We start from the raw sequence: 17987 nt of genomic DNA on the forward strand, positions 1-17987 counted from the left end.
CCTTGAACCCGAGGATCACCAAGGAGCCTTACCATGAGCCAAGCCCCGATCAAGTTCGCCTACTGGGTCCCCAACGTCAGTGGTGGCCTGGTGGTCAGCACCATCGAACAGCGCACCAGTTGGGACATCGACTACAACCGCAAGCTCGCGCAAATCGCCGAACAGGCTGGTTTCGACTACGCCCTGTCGCAAATCCGTTTCACCGCCGGCTACGGCGCCGACAACCAGCACGAGTCGGTCACCATCAGCCACGCGCTGCTTGCTGCCACGGAAAAGCTCAAGGTCATCGCCGCCATCCTGCCAGGCCCGTGGAACCCGGCGCTGGCGGCCAAGCAGCTGGCGAGCATCGACCAGTTCACCAATGGCCGCATCGCCATCAACGTGGTCTCGGGTTGGTTCAAGGGCGAGTTCCACGCCATCGGCGAACCCTGGCTGGACCACGACGAACGCTATCGCCGTTCCGAGGAATTCATCCGCGCGCTGAAGGGCATCTGGACCCAGGACAACTTCACCTTCAACGGCGACTTCTATCGCTTTCGCGACTACAACCTCAAACCCAAGCCGCTGCAGCAGCCGCACCCTGAGATTTTCCAGGGCGGCAGCTCGCGTGCCGCACGGGACATGGCGGCGCGCGTGTCGGACTGGTACTTCACCAACGGCAACAGCGTGGAAGGGATCAAGGCGCAGGTCGACGATATCCGCGCCAAGGCGGCGGCCAACGGCCATTCGGTAAAGGTTGGAGTCAATGCCTTCATCATCGCCCGCGACACCGAAGAGCAGGCGCGTGCGGTGCTGCAGGAGATCATCGCCAAGGCCAACCCCGAGGCGGTGCGGGCGTTTGGCCAGGAAGTGAAGCATGCCGGTTCTGCCAGCCCGGAGGGCGAGGGCAACTGGGCCAGGTCCAGCTTCGAAGACCTGGTGCAGTACAACGATGGCTTCAAGACCAACCTGATCGGTACACCACGGCAGATTGCCGAGCGCATCGTTGTGCTGAAGGCGGTGGGTGTGGATCTGATCTTGTCCGGGTTCCTGCACTTCCAGGAGGAAGTAGCGTACTTCGGCGAACATGTGCTGCCGCTGGTGCGTGAACTGGAGGCCGGGCGCAGCGTGGACAAGGCGGTGGCCTGAAGCCGATGCCATGCACCGCGTCGGATTCTTCGCGGGCGCGCCCGCTCCCACAGGTAGGGCGCATTCCTTGGGCTACCGGAGCACCGGCGTAGCCGGTGCCATGCACCGCGTTGGATTCTTCGCGGCTAAAGCCGCTCCCACAGGGTACGCGGACCGCTTGTGAATTCAGTTCTCTAAGCGACAGCGCAGCAGACTGCATAAGGCCAGAAACAACCCGCGTCGGTTTCAGGATGCGCCTGGTCGTTCGCACGCAACCCCCCGGCGCCACAAGTGCCATGCTTGCAGGATGCCTCGGACCAGTGCGCGCAGACGTACGGCCGCAGGCAAGGAGGCCGCTGGCTCCACGCAACCGTGACGTGGCCGGCGCGCCGCAGCAGAACACGCCGGATACCTGCCCTTACAACAATTCAGGCAGGGTCCGTGATGCCGAGGTCCGCTGTATGCCTGATGAATTGCTCCACCTGCCTGTGATCCACCGCATTCTGGCCCGTGACAAGGATACCCCCGGCGCGCTGTTGCCGATCCTGCATGCCATCCAGCACGACATCGGCTACATCCCCGATGCCGCTGTCGCCGAAATTGCCCATGCCCTGAACCTCAGCCTGGCCGAGGTGCGTGGGGTGATCAGCTTCTACCACGATTTCCGCACCACGCCACCGGCGCGCCACACCCTGCGCCTGTGCCGCGCCGAGTCGTGCCAGAGCCGGGGCGCCGAGGCGCTGGCCGCGCAACTGCGCGAACAGCTGGCGCTGGACGACCACGGCACCAGCGCCGACGGCGCCATCAGCCTGCGCCCGGTGTACTGCCTGGGCGCCTGTGCCTGCTCGCCAGCGCTGGAACTGGACGGCCAGGTGCATGCGCGCCTTACCCCTGAGCGCCTGCGCGCGCTGGTCAACGCTTGCCGGGAGGACGCAGCATGCTGAAGCTGTACATCCCCTGCGATTCGGTAGCCCGTGCCGTGGGCGCCGACCAGGTCGCCGATGCCTTGCAACATGAGGCCGAGCGCCGCCAGCTGCCGCTGGACATCCAGCGCACCAGTTCCCGCGGGCTGTACTGGCTGGAGCCGCTGCTGGAGTGCGACAGCGCGCAAGGGCGCCTGGGTTTCGGCCCGGTCACCCCGGAAGACGTGCCGTCCTTGCTCGACGCCTTTACCGGTGAGCCCGGTGAGCCCGGTGAATCTGTTGGCCCCTCGCTGGCCCTGGGGCCGGTCGAGGACATCCCTTACCTCAAGACCCAGCAGCGCCTGCTGTTCGCCCGCGCCGGCATCACCCGCCCATTGTCGCTGGACGACTACCGTGCCCATGGCGGTTTCGCCGGCCTTGAAGCGGCCGTGGCCCTGGACGGTGCCGAGGTGGTCGCCGCCGTGCTCGATTCCGGCCTGCGCGGCCGCGGCGGTGCGGCGTTCCCGGCCGGCATCAAGTGGCGCACCGTGCGTGACGCCGGGGCCGGGCAGAAGTACGTGGTGTGCAACGCCGACGAGGGTGACTCCGGTACCTTCGCCGACCGCATGCTGATGGAAGGCGACCCGTTCCTGCTGATCGAAGGCATGATCATTGCCGGCCTCGCCGTGGGTGCCGACAAGGGCTACATCTATGTGCGTTCGGAATACCCCGACGCCATCCGCGTGCTCGACCAGGCCTTCGCCATCGCCCGTGACGCCGGCTATCTCGGCAGCGACGTGGCCGGCAGCGGCCAGGCCTTCGACCTGGAAGTGCGGGTCGGCGCCGGCGCCTATATCTGCGGCGAAGAAACCGCGCTGCTCGAATCCATCGAAGGAAAGCGCGGCATCGTCCGCGCCAAGCCTCCGCTGCCCGCGCTGCAGGGCCTGTTCGGCCTGCCGACGCTGGTGCACAACGTACTCACCCTGGCCTCGGTACCCATCATCATGGCCAAGGGCGCGGCGTTCTACCGCGACTTCGGCATGGGTCGCTCGCTGGGTACCATGCCGTTCCAGCTGGCCGGCAACATCCGCCAGGGCGGCCTGGTGGAACGCGCCTTCGGCCTGACCCTGCGCGAGCTGGTGGAAGGCTATGGCGGCGGCACGGCCAGCGGCCGGCCGCTGAAGGCTGCGCAGGTGGGTGGCCCGCTCGGTGCCTGGGTACCGCCCAGCCACTTCGACACGCCGCTGGACTATGAAGCCTTCGCCGCCATGGGCGCGATGCTCGGTCACGGTGGTGTGGTAGTGGCCGACGACACCCTGAACATGGCCAGCATGGCGCGCTTTGCCTTGCAGTTCTGCGCCGAGGAGTCCTGTGGCAAGTGCACCCCGTGCCGCATCGGCTCGACCCGGGGCATGGAAGTGGTCGACCGGCTGATCGCCACCAGCGACATGACCGAACGGCATGACCAGGCTCTGTTGCTGCGCGACCTGTGCGACACCATGCAGTACGGCTCGCTGTGCGCCATGGGCGGCATGACCGCCTATCCGGTGGCCAGCGCGCTGAAGTACTTCCCCGCCGATTTCGGGCTGACCCACACGGAGGCCGCGCAGTGATCAATTTCTTCGACCCCGCTTCTGATAAAAGCAGCGACCTCGGCACCCCGGCCCGTGACAGCGAGGTACAGGTCAGCCTGAGCATCGATGGCCGTGCCATCACTGTGCCCGCCGGTACCTCGGTGATGCGTGCCGCGGCCATGCTCGGCACCAGCATTCCCAAACTGTGCGCCACCGACAGCCTCGAAGCCTTCGGCTCGTGCCGCATGTGCATGGTGGAAATCGAAGGCATGCGCGGCTACCCGGCCTCCTGCACCACCCCGGTCAGCGAAGGCATGGTGGTGCACACCGAAACCCCGCGCCTGGCCGGCCTGCGCCGCAACGTGATGGAGCTGTACATCTCCGACCACCCGCTGGACTGCCTGACCTGTTCGGCCAACGGCAACTGCGAGCTGCAGACCGTGGCCGGCCAGGTGGGCCTGCGCGAGGTGCGCTACGGCTACGACGGCGCCAACCACCTGGCCGAGAAAAAGGACGTATCCAACCCGTATTTCGACTACGAGCCGAGCAAGTGCATCGTCTGCAGCCGCTGTGTGCGCGCCTGCGAGGATATCCAGGGCACCTTCGCCCTGACCATCACCGGGCGCGGCTTCGAATCGCGAGTGGCGGCGGCGGGTGGTGAGAACTTCCTCGCCTCCGAGTGCGTGTCGTGCGGCGCCTGCGTGCAGGCCTGCCCGACCGCGACCCTGACCGAAAAGAGCCTGGTACAGCTGGGCCAACCCGAGCGTGCGGTCATCACCACCTGCGCCTATTGCGGCGTCGGCTGCTCGTTCCGCGCCGAAATGAAGGGCGACCAGCTGGTGCGCATGGTCCCGGACAAGAACGGCGGCGCCAACCACGGCCACGCCTGCGTCAAGGGCCGCTTCGCCTGGGGCTACGCCACCCACCCGGACCGCATCACCAAGCCGATGATCCGCAAGCGCCTGGAAGACCCATGGCAGGAAGTCAGCTGGGACGAGGCGGTGACCTACGCCGCCAGCGAGTTCCGCCGCATCCAGCTGAAGTACGGTCGCGATTCCATCGGCGGCATTACCTCCAGCCGTTGCACCAACGAAGAAGCCTACCTGGTGCAGAAACTGGTGCGCACGGCGTTCGGCAACAACAACGTCGACACCTGCGCGCGGGTATGCCATTCGCCCACAGGCTATGGCCTGAAGCAGACCCTGGGTGAGTCGGCTGGTACACAAAGCTTCGACTCGGTGATGCAGGCCGACGTGGTGCTGGTGATCGGCGCCAACCCCACCGACGCCCACCCGGTATTCGGCTCGCAGCTCAAGCGCCGCCTGCGCCAGGGGGCGCGGCTGATCGTGATCGACCCACGGCGCATCGACCTGGTCGATTCGCCGCACGCCCGTGCCGAGCTGCACCTGCAACTGCGCCCCGGCACCAACGTGGCCATGCTCAACGCCCTGGCCCACGTGATCGTCACCGAAGGTCTGCTGGCCCAGCGCTTCATCGATGCCCGCTGCGAAACCGAAGATTTCGCCCGCTGGCGCGACTTCGTCAGCCTGGCGGAAAACGCCCCCGAAGTGCTTGGCCCGGTCTGTGGCGTGCCTGCCGAGCAGATCCGCGCCGCCGCCCGGCTGTACGCCACCGGCGGCAACGCGGCGATCTACTACGGCCTGGGCGTGACCGAGCACAGCCAAGGCAGCACCGCGGTGATGGGCATCGCCAACCTGGCCATGGCCACCGGCAACATCGGCCGCGAAGGGGTAGGGGTGAACCCGCTGCGCGGGCAGAACAACGTGCAGGGCTCGTGCGACATGGGTTCGTTCCCTCACGAATTGCCCGGCTACCGGCACATTTCCAACGAGGGCGTGCGCGCCGAGTTCGAGCGTGCCTGGGGCGTGACCCTGCAGCCCGACCCGGGCCTGCGCATCCCCAACATGTTCGAAGCGGCGCTGGACGGCAGCTTCAAGGCCTTGTACTGCCAGGGCGAGGACATTGCCCAGAGCGACCCCAACACCCAGCACGTCACCGCGGCCCTGCTGGCCATGGAATGCGTGGTGGTGCAGGACATCTTCCTCAACGAAACAGCCAAGTTCGCCCATGTGTTCCTGCCGGGCAGCTCGTTCCTGGAGAAGGACGGCACCTTCACCAACGCCGAGCGGCGCATTTCGCGGGTGCGCAAGGTCATGGAACCGCTGGCCGGCAAGGCCGACTGGGAGGCGACCGTGGCCCTGGCCAATGCCCTGGGCTACCCGATGAACTACCGCCACCCGTCCGAGATCATGGACGAGATCGCCCGCCTGACGCCCACCTTCCACCGCGTCAGCTACGCCGAGATCGACCGCCACGGCAGCCTGCAGTGGCCGTGCAACGACGCAGCGCCGGATGGCACGCCGACCATGCACATCGACCAGTTCGTACGTGGCAAGGGGCGCTTCATGCTTACCGGCTACGTGCCCACCGAGGAGAAGGTCAACAACCGCTACCCGCTGCTGCTGACCACCGGGCGCATTCTCAGCCAGTACAACGTCGGCGCCCAGACCCGGCGTACCGGCAACGTCGCCTGGCATGACGCCGACCGCCTGGAAATCCACCCGACCGACGCCGAAAGCCGTGGCATCCAGGACGGTGACTGGGTCGGCATCGGCAGCCGCGCCGGGCAGACGGTGCTGCGCGCCAAGGTCAGTGCACGGGTGGCGCCGGGGGTGGTGTACACCACGTTCCACTTCCCCGAGTCGGGGGCCAACGTGATTACCACCGACAACTCCGACTGGGCCACCAACTGCCCTGAGTACAAGGTGACGGCGGTGGAGGTGGTGAAAGTGTTCCAGCCTTCGCAGTGGCAGAAGCGCTACCAGGACTTCAGTGACGAGCAGCGGCGCTTGCTGAAGGAGCGCCGTATTGCGGAAAAAGCCGAGGTGCGCCGATGAGCAGTGAGAACCTGGTCAAGATGGCCAACCAGATTGCCCATTACTTCGACAGCGAGCCAGACCGGGCGCTGGCGGTGCAAGGGGTACGGCAGCATCTGCAGAGCTTCTGGACGCCGGCGATGCGCCGGCAGCTGGCGCAATGGATCGAGGCCAATGCAGGGGAGGGGCTGGACCCGAAGGTGCAGGAAGCGTTGGCCTGACTGGCTCAAGTTCCAAGACGTGCGCGGTCCTTGTAGGAGCGGCCTTGTGTCGCGAAAGGGCTGCGTAGCAGCCCCAGCGATTCCTGCGTAGACGCCAGGATCCTGGGGCCGCTTTGCGGCCCTTTCGCGACACAAGGCCGCTCCTACATGGCGCGCGTCACTTTTAGCCGCGGGCCAGTTCCGCCTGGTGGGCAATTGCCTCCTCGCTCTTGAGCACCAGCACATCCCCTTCCAGCGAATCCAGCACCACCTCCGAGGTATTACCAATCAACGCCCCGGAAATCCCCGTGCGGCAAACCGTGCCGATCACCGTCACCACGGCATCGATCTTCTTCTCGGTATGCGGAATCAGCACATCCGCCGGCCCTTCGGCCACATGCAAGCGGTCTTCGCTGATGTCGTACTCTGCCTGGAATGCCTTGCACGCCTCGCGGTAGCGCTTTTCGATGGTCTCGCTCAGCTGGTACACCGGGTCCGACGCCGACAGCATCGGTGACGGATGCGCACTGATGACGTGCAATTCACCCTTGGCCAGCGCAGCAATGTCATAGCCATGGTCGATGATGCTGGCATGCAGGCGGCGGTGGTCCTCGTCCTGGTTGCCCACGTCCACCGCGGCCAGGACCTTGCCGCCGGTCCACGGCCGCTCGCTCTTGACCATCAGCACGGCACACGGGCACTGGCGCAGCAGCTTCCAGTCGCTGGGGGTGAGCAGGGCCTTTTTCAGCGGGTTGTCCGGGCGGTGTTCCTTGATCACCAGCTCGCAGCCCTCGGCCTGCTGCACGTAGATGATGGTGTCGTGCAGGTTGTCGCGCCAGGCCTCCTCATGGGTGACGTTGTCGTACCCGTCATCATGCAACTGGCTGCTCAGCAGGCTCAGCAGCGCGCTGTGGTCATGCCTTTTGTCGCACATCAGCAGGTGCAGGCGCGCGCCGGTGACACCGGCGATCAGCTTGGCCCGGGTCAGCGCCCGGCTGTGGGCGTGCTCGGGGTCGAGGACGACGAGGATGCTGCGGACGGCTTGCATGGGCGTTAACTCCCTTCAAAGGTGGCGACCAATGCCTGACTATAGTCGGCGCTTCCCCCGCTGGCGCTTGATGTACATCAAGCATAGTCACTGGCGCCGCCCGCCGCCGCCGGTATAATCGCCGGCCCTGCCTGTTCTTTGTGGTTGCACGCTCATGTCCCTGATCCCCGAAATCGACGCCTTTCTTGGTTGCCCGACACCAGACGCCTGGATCGAAGCGGCGCTCGCCGACCAGGAAACCCTGCTGATCGACCACAAGAACTGCGAATTCAAGGCTGCCAGCACCGCGCTGAGCCTGATCGCCAAGTACAACACCCACCTCGACCTGATCAACATGATGTCGCGCCTGGCCCGCGAGGAGCTGGTGCACCACGAGCAGGTGCTGCGCCTGATGAAGCGCCGCGGCGTGCCGCTGCGCCCGGTGTCGGCGGGGCGTTATGCGTCGGGGCTGAGGCGCCTGGTGCGCGCCCACGAGCCGGTCAAACTGGTGGATACGCTGGTGGTGGGGGCGTTCATCGAGGCGCGCAGCTGCGAGCGCTTTGCCGCGCTGGTACCGCACCTGGACGAGGAGCTGGGCCGCTTCTACCACGGCCTGCTGAAGAGCGAAGCGCGCCACTACCAGGGTTACCTGAAACTGGCGCACAACTACGGCGATGAGGCAGACATCGCCCGCCGGGTGGAACTGGTGCGCGCAGCGGAGGTGGAGCTGATCCAGTCACCGGACCAGGAGCTGCGCTTCCACAGCGGTATCCCGATGGCGCAGGCCGCCTGATTCGCACCAGGCGGCCCAGGCGTCAGTGACGGCGGCCCAGCAGCAGGCCGACCACCAGCCCGAGGCCTGCGGAAATGGCCACGGTCTGCCACGGGTGGCCGCCGATGTAGTCCTGGGTAGCCTCCACCACCGGTTGCGCCTTGCTACGCACCTTGTCGGCGGCATGGCGCGCCTGGCGTAGCTTGAGGCTTACCTGCGCGCGCAGGGTTTCCGCCTCGTCACCCACCAGGGCGGCGCTGTCGTTCAGCAGCCTTTCCGACTCTTCGATCAGCGCCTGCAGTTCGCTGAATACCTGGTCCTTGATCTGATCGCTGTCGGCCAGCGCGGCGTTTTTCCGGGCCATGAACTCGTCCTCGTCGATGGTGTGGTTTGAACAATGGATGCCGGCGCGTCGGGAAAGTTGCGGCGGCTTTGGGCTGTTGCAGTACCTGGGTGTAAGATAGCGGCCATTTTCAAACCTGCAGGTACCTTCATGAGTTTCAATCTGGCCAACATGAGCTTCGAGGAACGGGCGCAGATCGAGGCAGAGAAGGCCCGGCTGTTCGAGCTGTGGCAGAACAACCTGGGCAAGGCCAAGGGCGAAGCGGCGCGGCTGATCGCCGAAAAACCCCGGCGCAAAGGCAAATGGGCCGAGTGGGTGCGCGCCGAGCTGGATGGCATGTCGCCGCCCGAATACGCCAACATGGTGCGCAGCGAAGTCAACAAGCTGATGGCCGCAGCCAGCGCCAACCGCTGATCACACCCGCCAGGCGCCTACCAGTAGGCGCCCTTGGGCAGGTCCAGCTTGCCCTCGTCGGTAAAGCGCACGGTCCCCAGCAGCCCGCCGGCCAGCTTGCCGCGCAGCACATAGGGCAGGCCCTGCAACGAGTCCACCCGGCCCAGCCCATAGGCCTGGCGCAGGAAGGAAAACGCCGTGATGCTCACCGGCACCACGACCACCGCTTCGCCATAACGGCCGATGTGCCCCTGCTGGTCGCTGACCCCGGCGGCCAGCGGCTGGCCGTTCACTTCCAGGTTGATGGCGATGCCGTTGTAGTCGATCGGCGCCTCGTTGGGGTTTTGTACCCGCATCTTCACCGCCATGCGCAGTTCCAGCTCCTGCCCGGGCAGCGGTTCGATACCGATCACGCTGATATTGACCGGGTCGTGTGCCTGGAACAGCGCACAGGCCCCCAGGCCGCAGGCCAGCAGCAGGACCAGGAACAGGCGGGCGTAGCGGTGCAGACGGGCAGCCATGGGGTGCGACCTTGCCAGAGTGGGCGAATGGGCAGTGTGGCAAATACGCGTCGGCGTTGAAAGTCTCCGCCCAGATGAAAGATACTGTTTCTCATTAACGCCCGATAACTTCTCCTACTGGCCGTTCCCAAACCCATGCTGACCTCTCCCGCGCCGGGCCTGCTGGCAAGTTTCCAGGAGCACTACGACGACCTGCTGCAGTTCCTGACCCGGCGCATGAGCGACCGTCAGCGCGCTGCCGACGTCGCGCAGGAAACCTACCTGAGGCTGGTGAACATCGACCAGCAGGCGGTGCCGGTGCTGCACGCGCGCAGTTTCATCTTCCGCGTGGCCGGCAACCTGGCGATCGATGCCTTGCGCCGTGAGCAGCGCATTGCCGCCAGCCACGACGACAGCGAGCGGGCAGGTGAGGTGGCCTGCCCGGCGCCTGCACCCGAAGCGGCCTTGCTGGCCCGGGAGCGCCTGCAGATCCTCGATCAGGCGCTGCTGCAGCTGTCCGACAATGCCCGCCAGGCACTGTTGCTAAACCGCGTCGATGGCCTGACCCAGGCGCAGATCGCGCAACGCCTGGGGGTTTCCGAAAGCATGGTGGCGAAGTACATCGGCCAGGCCCTGCGCCATTGCCGCAACTGGCTCAAACAGGCGGGCGTGGCTGCGGCGCTGGTATTTGCCGTTGCTGTGGCAGGTTGGCAGCAGGCGCCGGTGCTGCTGGCGGATTACCACACCGGGGTCGGTGAGCGACAGGTGATTACCCTGGCCGACGGCACGCGGGTGACGTTGAACAGCGCCACTGCCCTGAGCGTGGTATTCAGCGACCGTGAGCGGCGGGTGGTGCTGGAGTCTGGTGAGGCCTTGTTCGAAACCACCGATGATTCACGGCCCTTTGTGGTCGACACGGCCGGTGAGCGGGTGCAAGGGAGTGCGGCTACCTTCAGCGTGCGTCGCGATGGCCGCGTGGTATTGGCACACGGCGAAGCCAAGGTTGGCGAGCATGAATTGGCAGTAGCGGCCGATGCCGGCACGCAGATGGCCTGGCAGCGCGGCAAGTTGATCTTCAACGGCAAGCCGCTGGGGCAGGTGCTGGCGGAGCTCGAGCGTTACCGGCATGGGCGGATCGTGTTGTCCGATAGCAAGCTGGCGGCGATGGAGGTCAGCGGGGTGTTCGACCTCGATGAGCCGGAGGCCCTGTTGCGGACCCTTGAGCAGCGCTATGGGCTGAAGGTGACCTACCTGCCGTGGTTGGCCGTGGTTCATTGATTCGCCTGTGCCGGCCTCTTCGCGGCTGAAGCCGCTCCCACAGGTACTGCACAGGTCTGGAAGGCTGTGGAGATCCCTGTAGGAGCGGCTTTAGCCGCGAAGAGGCCGGCACAGGAAAAATTTTTTATTTTGCACTGCAAGTTCCTGCCTGCCAGATCGTCGTAGTGGGACTGATCAGCAACCAATTCTCATTTACGACTTGTCAGGAAGCTCATTCGTGCCTCTGATGCTCAAGCCCTTGCACCGCCGCCGCGGTCCGCTTCACCATGCCCTGATGTCCTGCAGTGCCCTGGCCATGCTGGTCGGCCCGCTGCAGGCGTTTGCCTCGACCGCCACCGAACAGGCCCAGACCCAGGCCCGCCTGGTCCAGCTCGACCTGCCGGCCCAGCCGCTGGACCAGGCCCTGACCACCTTCGCCGACCAGGCCGGCCTGCACCTGCTGTACACCACTGGCGATGTCGCCGGCCAAGCCAGCCCGGCCTTGCAGGGCAGCTACAGCATCGAGCAGGCCCTGCAGCAGTTGCTGGCCGGCAGCGGCATGAGCTGGCACTTCAGCGATGCCCGCACGGTGACCCTGCGCAAGGCCGACGCTGCGCCGCAGGCGGTCAACCTCAAGCCGATCGAGGTCAGCGTGGCCTCGCGCACCAGCACCGCGATCAGCGAAATCCCCGGCACCGTGTGGGTGGTCGACCAACAGCAGCTGCGCGAGCAGATCGACAGCGGCGTCAGCCTGAAGGAAGCCATCGGCAAGCTGGTGCCAGGCCTCGACCTGGCGCCGGAAGGCCGTACCAACTACGGCCAGAACATGCGCGGGCGCAACGTGCTGGTGATGATCGACGGGGTCAGCCAGAACAGCTCGCGCGGCCTGTCGCGCCAGTTCGACAGCATTTCGCCGTTCAACGTCGAGCGCGTCGAAGTGCTGTCTGGCGCCAGTGCCATCTACGGCGGCGGCGCCACCGGCGGCATCATCAATATCGTGACCAAGAAGGGCGAACCCGGCCCGGCGCGCTTCGAGACCCAGCTCGGCGCCAGCAGCGGTTTCAACAACAGCGACGACCTGGCCACCCGCTTTGCCCAGTCGATCAGTGGCGGCAACGAGCGGTTCAATGCCCGCCTGGGGGTTTCCGGCGAGCAGAACGAAGCCTTCTACGATGGCGCCGGCGACCAGATCTTCATCGACAACACCCAGACCGACCTGCAGTACAACCGCACCATCGACGTGCTCGGCACCTTGGGGATGCAACTGAACGACCAGCAGAGCCTCGACCTGCTGGCCCAGTACTATGACTCGGGCAACCACGGCAGCACCGGTATCTACTTCCCCAACCTGAACCACAACGCCCCATCCGACCTTGAAGACGCCGAGCTGCGCAGCGGCTACTCGTCGGACCTGGAGCCGCGCACCCGGCGCCTGCTGCTGAACGCCAACTACCACCACACCGACGTGCTGGGCCAGGACTTCTACCTGCAGGCCTCGTACCGCAAGGAAGACGACAACTTCTACCCGTTCCCGTACTACAACCGCGCCACGCCCACCGGCTCGCGCGGGGTGTACTTCGCCGCCTCGCAGCAAAACTTCGAAGTCACCAGCCTCAAGGGCCTGTTCGCCAAGCAGTGGGACGCGCTGAAGCTGACCTACGGCGTGGACCTGGACCGCGAGCGCTTCAATGCCGAACAGACCACCTTCAACGCCCAGACGTCGTCCGAGTCGGGTGGCCTGGAGCTGGAAAAGGAAAGCAAGGCCGCACGCTACCCCAGCTACCGAGTCGATGGCGTTTCGGTGTACGCCCAACTGGACTGGCATGCCACCGATAACCTGACCCTGTCCGGCGGCGCCCGGCGCCAGCAGATGGATGTGGACGTCAGCGACTTCAAGGGTGTGCCGGGTGGTAGCAACGATTACCAGGTCAACCTGTTCAACGTCGGTGCCATCTACGATTTCAAGAATGGCCACCAGGTATGGACCAACTACGGCGAAGGCTTCGACCTGCCCGACCCGGCCAAGTACTACGGCAAGCCCGGCCTGAGCGTGGCCGACAACCCGCTGGCCGGCATCAAGAGCCGCCAGGTGGAGCTGGGCTGGCGCTATGCCGACCTGGACTGGGATGCCCAGGCGGCGCTGTATTACATCTGGTCGGACAAGATCATCAACGTCGATTCGCAGACGCTGACCATCAACGTGGAAGAGCAGAAAAGCCGCGACTTTGGTTTTGAGGGCGCTCTGACCCGACACTTCCAGACAGGTTGGGAAGCCGGTGGCACCCTGCACCTGACCCGCTCCGAGGAAGAGGATGTCGATGGTGGCTGGATCAAGCGCGATGCCCGCTATGCCTCGTTGTCCAAGGCTACAGCGTTCGTCGGCTGGAAGGGCGATGGCCGCAGTGCACGGCTGCAGGCCAACCATGCCTTCAGCCTGAAGGACGATGCCGACCACGAGATCGACGGCTATACCACCTTCGACCTGCTGGGCAGCCAGGACACCGGCTTCGGCACCTTCAGCGCCGGCATCCAGAACCTGCTGGACAAGCAGTACAGCACGGTCTGGGGGCAGCGTGCGACGCTGTTCTACTCGCCGACTTACGGGCCGGCTTACCTGTATGACTACCAAGGGCGCGGGCGTACCTACACCCTGACCTGGAGCATGGCTTACTGACCCTGTGCGGTTCTGTGGGAGCGGCCTTGTGTCGCGAAAGGGCCGCAAAGCGGCCCCGGCAATATGTGCTGCGAAGCTGAAGTCCTGGGGGCGCTTCGCACCCCTTTCGCGACACAAGGCCGCTCCCACAGAGACCGCACATGCCTGAGGAAGTCGCGGTCCCTGTGGGAGCGGGTTTACCCGCGAAGAGACCCGGTCAGACAAACGCCGCCAGCAAATCCTGCGCAAACGCCTGCTGTGCCTCGCCGCCCGGTGTTGACCTGGAGCATGGCTTACTGACCCTGCGCGGTTCTGTGGGAGCGGCCTTGTGTCGCGAAAGGGGTGCGAAGCGCCCCCAGGATTTCAGCTGCGCAGCACATATTGCCGGGGCCGCTTTGCGGCCCTTTCGCGACACAAGGCCGCTCCCACAGAGACCGCACATGCCTGAGGAAGTCGCGGTCCCTGTGGGAGCGGGTTACCCGCGAAGAGACCCGGTCAGACAAACGCCGCCAGAAAATCCTGTGCAAACGCCTGCTGTGCCTCGCCGCCCGGTGCTGACCTGGAGCATGGCTTACTGACGCTGCGCGGTTCTGTAGGAGCGGCCTTGTGTCGCGAAAGGGGTGCGAAGCGCCCCCAGGACTTCAGCTTCGCAGCACATATTGCCGGGGCCGCTTTGCGGCCCTTTCGCGACACAAGGCCGCTCCCACAGGGACCGCACATGCCTGAGGAAGTCGCGGTCCCTGTGGGAGCGGGCAAGCCCGCGAAGAGGCCGGGTCAGGCAAACGCCGCCAGCAAATCCTGTGCAAACGCTTGCTGTGCCTCGCCAACCGCCTGCGCCCGGTGCCTGGCCAGGGTAAACGGCACCACAAAGTCCAACCCCGGGTCCAGCGCCCACAACAGCCCCTCATCCTCCCAAGCTTGCACGCAATGGCACGGCAGATAACCAATATGCCGCCCCGACAGAATGAACGTCAGCACGCTCTCGATCTGCTCCGCCACCGCCATGCTGCGCTGGCTCTGGAACGGCTCACCGCCCTTGAGAAACCGGTACGGATGGCGCACCTGGTCCATCGCCAGCAACCGCTCCCGCCCAACGCCAGCCTCACCGAACAGCTCATGGCCCTTGCCGCAATACAGCCGTTGCCGCTCCTCGAACAGCGGCTGGTAATCGAAGGCTGCCTGGTTGCCGGAAAAGTAGCTGATGGCGTAATCCAGCCGCTGCTCTAGCAACAAGCGCTCCAGCTCTGCCGGTGGCGCACTGATCAGCTCCAGCTGCACCGCCTCCTCGCGCCTGCGAAACGCCGCAATGGCCGCCGCCAGCTTCAGGCTCACCGCCTTGTCCTGGTTCTCCGCCATGCCTATGCGCACGGTCCCCAGCAGCCGCCCGGCAACGCCATTGGCCTGCTGGCGAAACTGTTCGATGTTCAGCAATAACCCACGGGCGGCGTCCAGCAACAACGCGCCTTTTTCTGTCAGGTGAAAACCACCCTTGCCGCGGCTGCACAGGCGGTAGCCCAGCCGCGCTTCCAGCTGCGCCATGCGCTGGCTGATGGTGGGCTGGCTCAGGCCCAGCACGCCTTGCGCGGCACTGAAGCCACCGGCCTCGACTACAGTGACGAACAGCCGCAGCAGGTGCAGGTCGGGGTCGTGCACTTGTCCGAGCATTACATTGCCTCTGGTGAATGTCAGCTTTGCAAACTTGCCATTCCTGCAATGTAACCCGGCTGGCATGCTCGCGGCATCCACCCATTTGCCGAGGTGTCCGCCATGCGTCGATCGTTGTGCCTGCTGTCCCTGGTCCTGGCCTTGCCGCTGCAGGCCGAAGAAAAGGTCGTCAACCTCTACAGCTGGGCCGACTACGTCGCCCCGCAAACCCTCCAGCGCTTCGAGCAGGAAACCGGCTACAAGGTGCGCTACGACACCTTCGACACCACCGAAGTGCTGGAAACCAAGCTGCTGACCGGTGGCAGCGGCTATGACGTGGTGGTGCCGTCGTCGGCCGTGCTGGCCCGGGCGCTCAAGGCCAACGCCCTGCAGCCGCTCGACCCCCAGGCCATGCCTGGCTATGCCAACCTCGACAAGGACCTGCTGGCCAAGCTCGCCGAGGCCGACCCCGGCAACCGCCATGCCGTGCCCTACACCTGGGGCACCCTGGGCCTGGGGGTGAATGTGGAAGCGGTGCGCCAACGCCTGGGAGATGTGCCGCTGGACAGCCTCGACCTGCTGTTCAAGCCCGAGTACGCCAGCCGGCTGAAGGACTGCGGCATCGCCATGCCCGACTCGCCGCAGGAGGTGATCGGCGTGGCCCTGAACTACCTGGGCAAGGACCCTTACAGCCAGGACAAGGACGACCTGGCCGCCACGCAGAGCCTGCTGAGCCAGCTGCAGCCGTCGATCAGCTACGTCGCCAATGGCCGGCAGATCAGCGACCTGGCCAATGGCAGCGTGTGCCTGGCGCTGACCTACAACGGCGATGCGGCGATGGCCGCCGACCAGGCACGCCGCGCCGGCAAGCCGTTCGAGCTGATCTACCGCATCCCCCGCGAAGGCACGCTGGTGTGGCAGGACAATCTGGTCATTCCCAAGGACGCCCCGCACCCCGAAGCCGCACGGGCGTTCATCGCCTTCATGCTCAAGCCCGAGTCGGTGGCCGCGCTGACCAACACGCTGTTCTTCGCCAACGCCAACCAGGCGGCCACGCCGCTGGTGGACGAAGCGGTGCGCAACGACCCGGACATCTACCCGTCGGCCGCGGTGCGCCAGCGCCTGTATGCCGACCGCAGCATGGCCCTGGCCGACCTGCGCCAGCGCAACCGCCTGTGGACCGCGTTCCGCAGCCGCCAGTAACCGATAACGACAAAGGAGCCCGACCGTGGAGCAAGCCGCAAACAACGACCAGGCCATGACCCGCGACAGCCTGTATGGCACCGCTGCGGAAAGTACCTACGCCGGCATTACCAGTTTCTCTCGCCGCCGCTACAGCCGCGACCTGCGTGGCGTCGATGTGGTGGTCAGCGGTGTGCCGTTCGATACTGCCACCAGCAACCGCCCCGGTGCGCGCTTCGGCCCGCGGGCGATCCGCGCCGCTTCGGTGCAGCAGGCCTGGGCCCGGCACTGGCCGTGGGCGTTCGACCCGTTCGACCACCTGGCGGTGATCGACTATGGCGATTGCGCCTTCGACAGCGGCACCCCGCAGTCGGTACCGGAAAGCATCGAGGCCCATGCCACGCATATTCTGGAAGCAGGCTGCGCCATGCTCACCCTGGGTGGCGACCACTTCATCAGCTACCCGCTGCTCAAGGCCCATGCCCGCCGCCATGGCCCGCTGGCGCTGATCCACTTCGATGCGCACAGCGACACCTGGCCGGACGAGGAGGGCAAACGCATCGACCACGGCACCATGTTCTGGCATGCCGCCCGCGAAGGCCTGGTGGACCCGGCCAGCTCGGTGCAGATCGGCCTGCGCACCACCAATGATGACAGCCAGGGCTTTGCCATCCTCGACGCCCGTCAGGTGCACCGGCAGGGCACCGAGGCGGTGATCGCGGCGATTCGCCAGCGGGTGGGCGAGCGGCCGGTGTACCTGACCTTCGATATCGACTGCCTCGATCCGGCCTATGCGCCCGGTACCGGCACGCCGGTGTGCGGCGGGCTGAGCACGGTGCAGGCACTGGAGATCCTCTGCGGGCTGCGCGGTATCAACCTGGTGGGCATGGATCTGGTGGAGGTGGCGCCAGCCTATGACCATGCCGATATCACCGCACTGGCCGGAGCGACCCTGGCGATGGAAATGCTGTGCCTGTATGCGGCGCGGCACAAGGTGGACAAGGGCCAGTAATTCGGCGTCCGTAGGGTCTTTGTGGGAGCGGCCTTGTGTCGCGAAAGGGCTGCGTAGCAGCCCCCAGGGCCCATACTGAAACATCAGGAATCATCTCCACCCGCATTCACACTTTTGCCGCGAACCCTTCGCGCCTTAGGCTATCAAACCCACCAGGCGCGGCATTTTCGTACAGGAGGTGAAGCATGACCCCGACATTGCCCATCCTGGCCCTCGGCCTGGTGCTGTGCCTGCCCGCGCAAGCGGCCCCCGAGCCGCCCTTGCAACTCGCCGCCGGCAACAACAACCCCTACAACAGCCCGATCCAGCGCGCCAACCCCAACAGCCGCCAGGGCAGCATGCCGGCCGCACCTCCCGTGCGCGGCCCGTCTACCGACCCGTACCAGCGCACGCCCACCCTGGACAACCGCGGCATCGGCAATGGCGACAACCTGCGCCGCCAGCAGCAAACCCCGAACCTGGAGCCCACCCGACCACCCCGCGGCAACCCGCGCGCGCCATGAGCGCCCTACGAAAGGAATCCT

Annotated in this window: 16 protein-coding genes; 12 read left to right on the top strand and 4 right to left on the bottom strand. The window is 65.7% G+C overall.

Annotation, left to right across the window (positions count from 1 at the left end):
- Positions 1–33 precede the first annotated feature (33 nt).
- The 5 genes from sfnG to CAG00_RS24155 all read left to right on the top strand — a co-directional run bounded on the left by sfnG (position 34) and on the right by CAG00_RS24155 (position 6701).
- Positions 34–1128 carry a dimethylsulfone monooxygenase SfnG gene (gene sfnG / locus CAG00_RS24135; RefSeq protein ID WP_085665499.1) on the top strand — a complete coding sequence of 365 codons (1095 nt, stop codon included), beginning with the start codon at positions 34–36 and terminating at the stop codon, positions 1126–1128.
- Positions 1129–1568: 440 nt separating this feature from the next.
- On the top strand, positions 1569–2051 hold the full coding sequence (locus tag CAG00_RS24140) for a formate dehydrogenase subunit gamma (RefSeq protein WP_015269625.1): 483 nt from the start codon (positions 1569–1571) through the stop codon (positions 2049–2051).
- On the top strand, positions 2045–3622 hold the full coding sequence (locus CAG00_RS24145) for an NADH-quinone oxidoreductase subunit NuoF (RefSeq protein WP_085665500.1): 1578 nt from the start codon (positions 2045–2047) through the stop codon (positions 3620–3622). Before CAG00_RS24140 ends, CAG00_RS24145 begins: the two co-directional genes overlap by 7 nt.
- Positions 3619–6501 (top strand): formate dehydrogenase subunit alpha, encoded by a 2883-nt coding sequence (gene fdhF / locus CAG00_RS24150; protein WP_025338352.1) that lies wholly within the window; start codon positions 3619–3621, stop codon positions 6499–6501. The genes CAG00_RS24145 and fdhF overlap by 4 nt, the downstream gene beginning before the upstream one ends.
- Entirely contained in the window at positions 6498–6701 is a 204-nt protein-coding gene (locus tag CAG00_RS24155) for a formate dehydrogenase subunit delta (protein ID WP_015269628.1), read from the top strand. The genes fdhF and CAG00_RS24155 overlap by 4 nt, the downstream gene beginning before the upstream one ends.
- A gap of 163 nt (positions 6702–6864) precedes the next feature.
- Here the strand turns inward: CAG00_RS24155 and CAG00_RS24160 are convergent, their stop codons facing one another.
- Positions 6865–7728 (bottom strand): universal stress protein, encoded by an 864-nt coding sequence (locus CAG00_RS24160; RefSeq protein WP_025338353.1) that lies wholly within the window; start codon positions 7726–7728, stop codon positions 6865–6867.
- Positions 7729–7882: 154 nt separating this feature from the next.
- Between CAG00_RS24160 and CAG00_RS24165 the strand changes: the two genes are divergently transcribed.
- A complete protein-coding gene (locus CAG00_RS24165; protein WP_085665501.1) occupies positions 7883–8500 on the top strand; it encodes a tRNA-(ms[2]io[6]A)-hydroxylase in 618 nt (205 codons plus the stop codon).
- Positions 8501–8522: 22 nt separating this feature from the next.
- Here CAG00_RS24165 and CAG00_RS24170 read toward each other — a convergent pair whose 3' ends face one another.
- Entirely contained in the window at positions 8523–8843 is a 321-nt protein-coding gene (locus CAG00_RS24170) for a YqjD family protein (RefSeq protein ID WP_025338355.1), read from the bottom strand.
- Between the two features lie 129 nt (positions 8844–8972).
- Between CAG00_RS24170 and CAG00_RS24175 the strand changes: the two genes are divergently transcribed.
- Positions 8973–9236: a hypothetical protein gene (locus tag CAG00_RS24175; protein WP_025338356.1), complete on the top strand. Its 264-nt coding sequence runs from the start codon at positions 8973–8975 to the stop codon at positions 9234–9236.
- 17 nt (positions 9237–9253) lie between these two features.
- Here the strand turns inward: CAG00_RS24175 and CAG00_RS24180 are convergent, their stop codons facing one another.
- Positions 9254–9736, bottom strand: a complete 483-nt coding sequence (locus tag CAG00_RS24180) for an LEA type 2 family protein (RefSeq protein ID WP_075044241.1) — start codon at positions 9734–9736, stop codon at positions 9254–9256.
- Positions 9737–9871: 135 nt separating this feature from the next.
- Between CAG00_RS24180 and CAG00_RS24185 the strand changes: the two genes are divergently transcribed.
- On the top strand, positions 9872–10993 hold the full coding sequence (locus CAG00_RS24185) for a sigma-70 family RNA polymerase sigma factor (protein ID WP_085665502.1): 1122 nt from the start codon (positions 9872–9874) through the stop codon (positions 10991–10993).
- Between the two features lie 226 nt (positions 10994–11219).
- Complete coding sequence (locus CAG00_RS24190) at positions 11220–13646, top strand: TonB-dependent receptor (RefSeq protein ID WP_085665503.1); 2427 nt, start codon at positions 11220–11222, stop codon at positions 13644–13646.
- Positions 13647–14399: 753 nt separating this feature from the next.
- On the opposite strand, the gene CAG00_RS24205 is transcribed toward CAG00_RS24190, so the two are convergent.
- Positions 14400–15290 (bottom strand): LysR family transcriptional regulator, encoded by an 891-nt coding sequence (locus CAG00_RS24205; RefSeq protein ID WP_085665506.1) that lies wholly within the window; start codon positions 15288–15290, stop codon positions 14400–14402.
- 102 nt (positions 15291–15392) lie between these two features.
- Between CAG00_RS24205 and CAG00_RS24210 the strand changes: the two genes are divergently transcribed.
- The 3 genes from CAG00_RS24210 to CAG00_RS24220 all read left to right on the top strand — a co-directional run bounded on the left by CAG00_RS24210 (position 15393) and on the right by CAG00_RS24220 (position 17966).
- Complete coding sequence (locus CAG00_RS24210) at positions 15393–16472, top strand: extracellular solute-binding protein (RefSeq protein ID WP_085619387.1); 1080 nt, start codon at positions 15393–15395, stop codon at positions 16470–16472.
- A gap of 25 nt (positions 16473–16497) precedes the next feature.
- Positions 16498–17463 carry an agmatinase gene (gene speB, locus CAG00_RS24215; protein ID WP_085665507.1) on the top strand — a complete coding sequence of 322 codons (966 nt, stop codon included), beginning with the start codon at positions 16498–16500 and terminating at the stop codon, positions 17461–17463.
- A gap of 185 nt (positions 17464–17648) precedes the next feature.
- A complete protein-coding gene (locus CAG00_RS24220; RefSeq protein ID WP_085665508.1) occupies positions 17649–17966 on the top strand; it encodes a hypothetical protein in 318 nt (105 codons plus the stop codon).
- Positions 17967–17987 lie beyond the last annotated feature (21 nt).

The sequence above is a fragment of the Pseudomonas sp. B5(2017) genome (genome assembly GCF_002112825.1).
Lineage (GTDB): Bacteria > Pseudomonadota > Gammaproteobacteria > Pseudomonadales > Pseudomonadaceae > Aquipseudomonas > Aquipseudomonas putida_Z.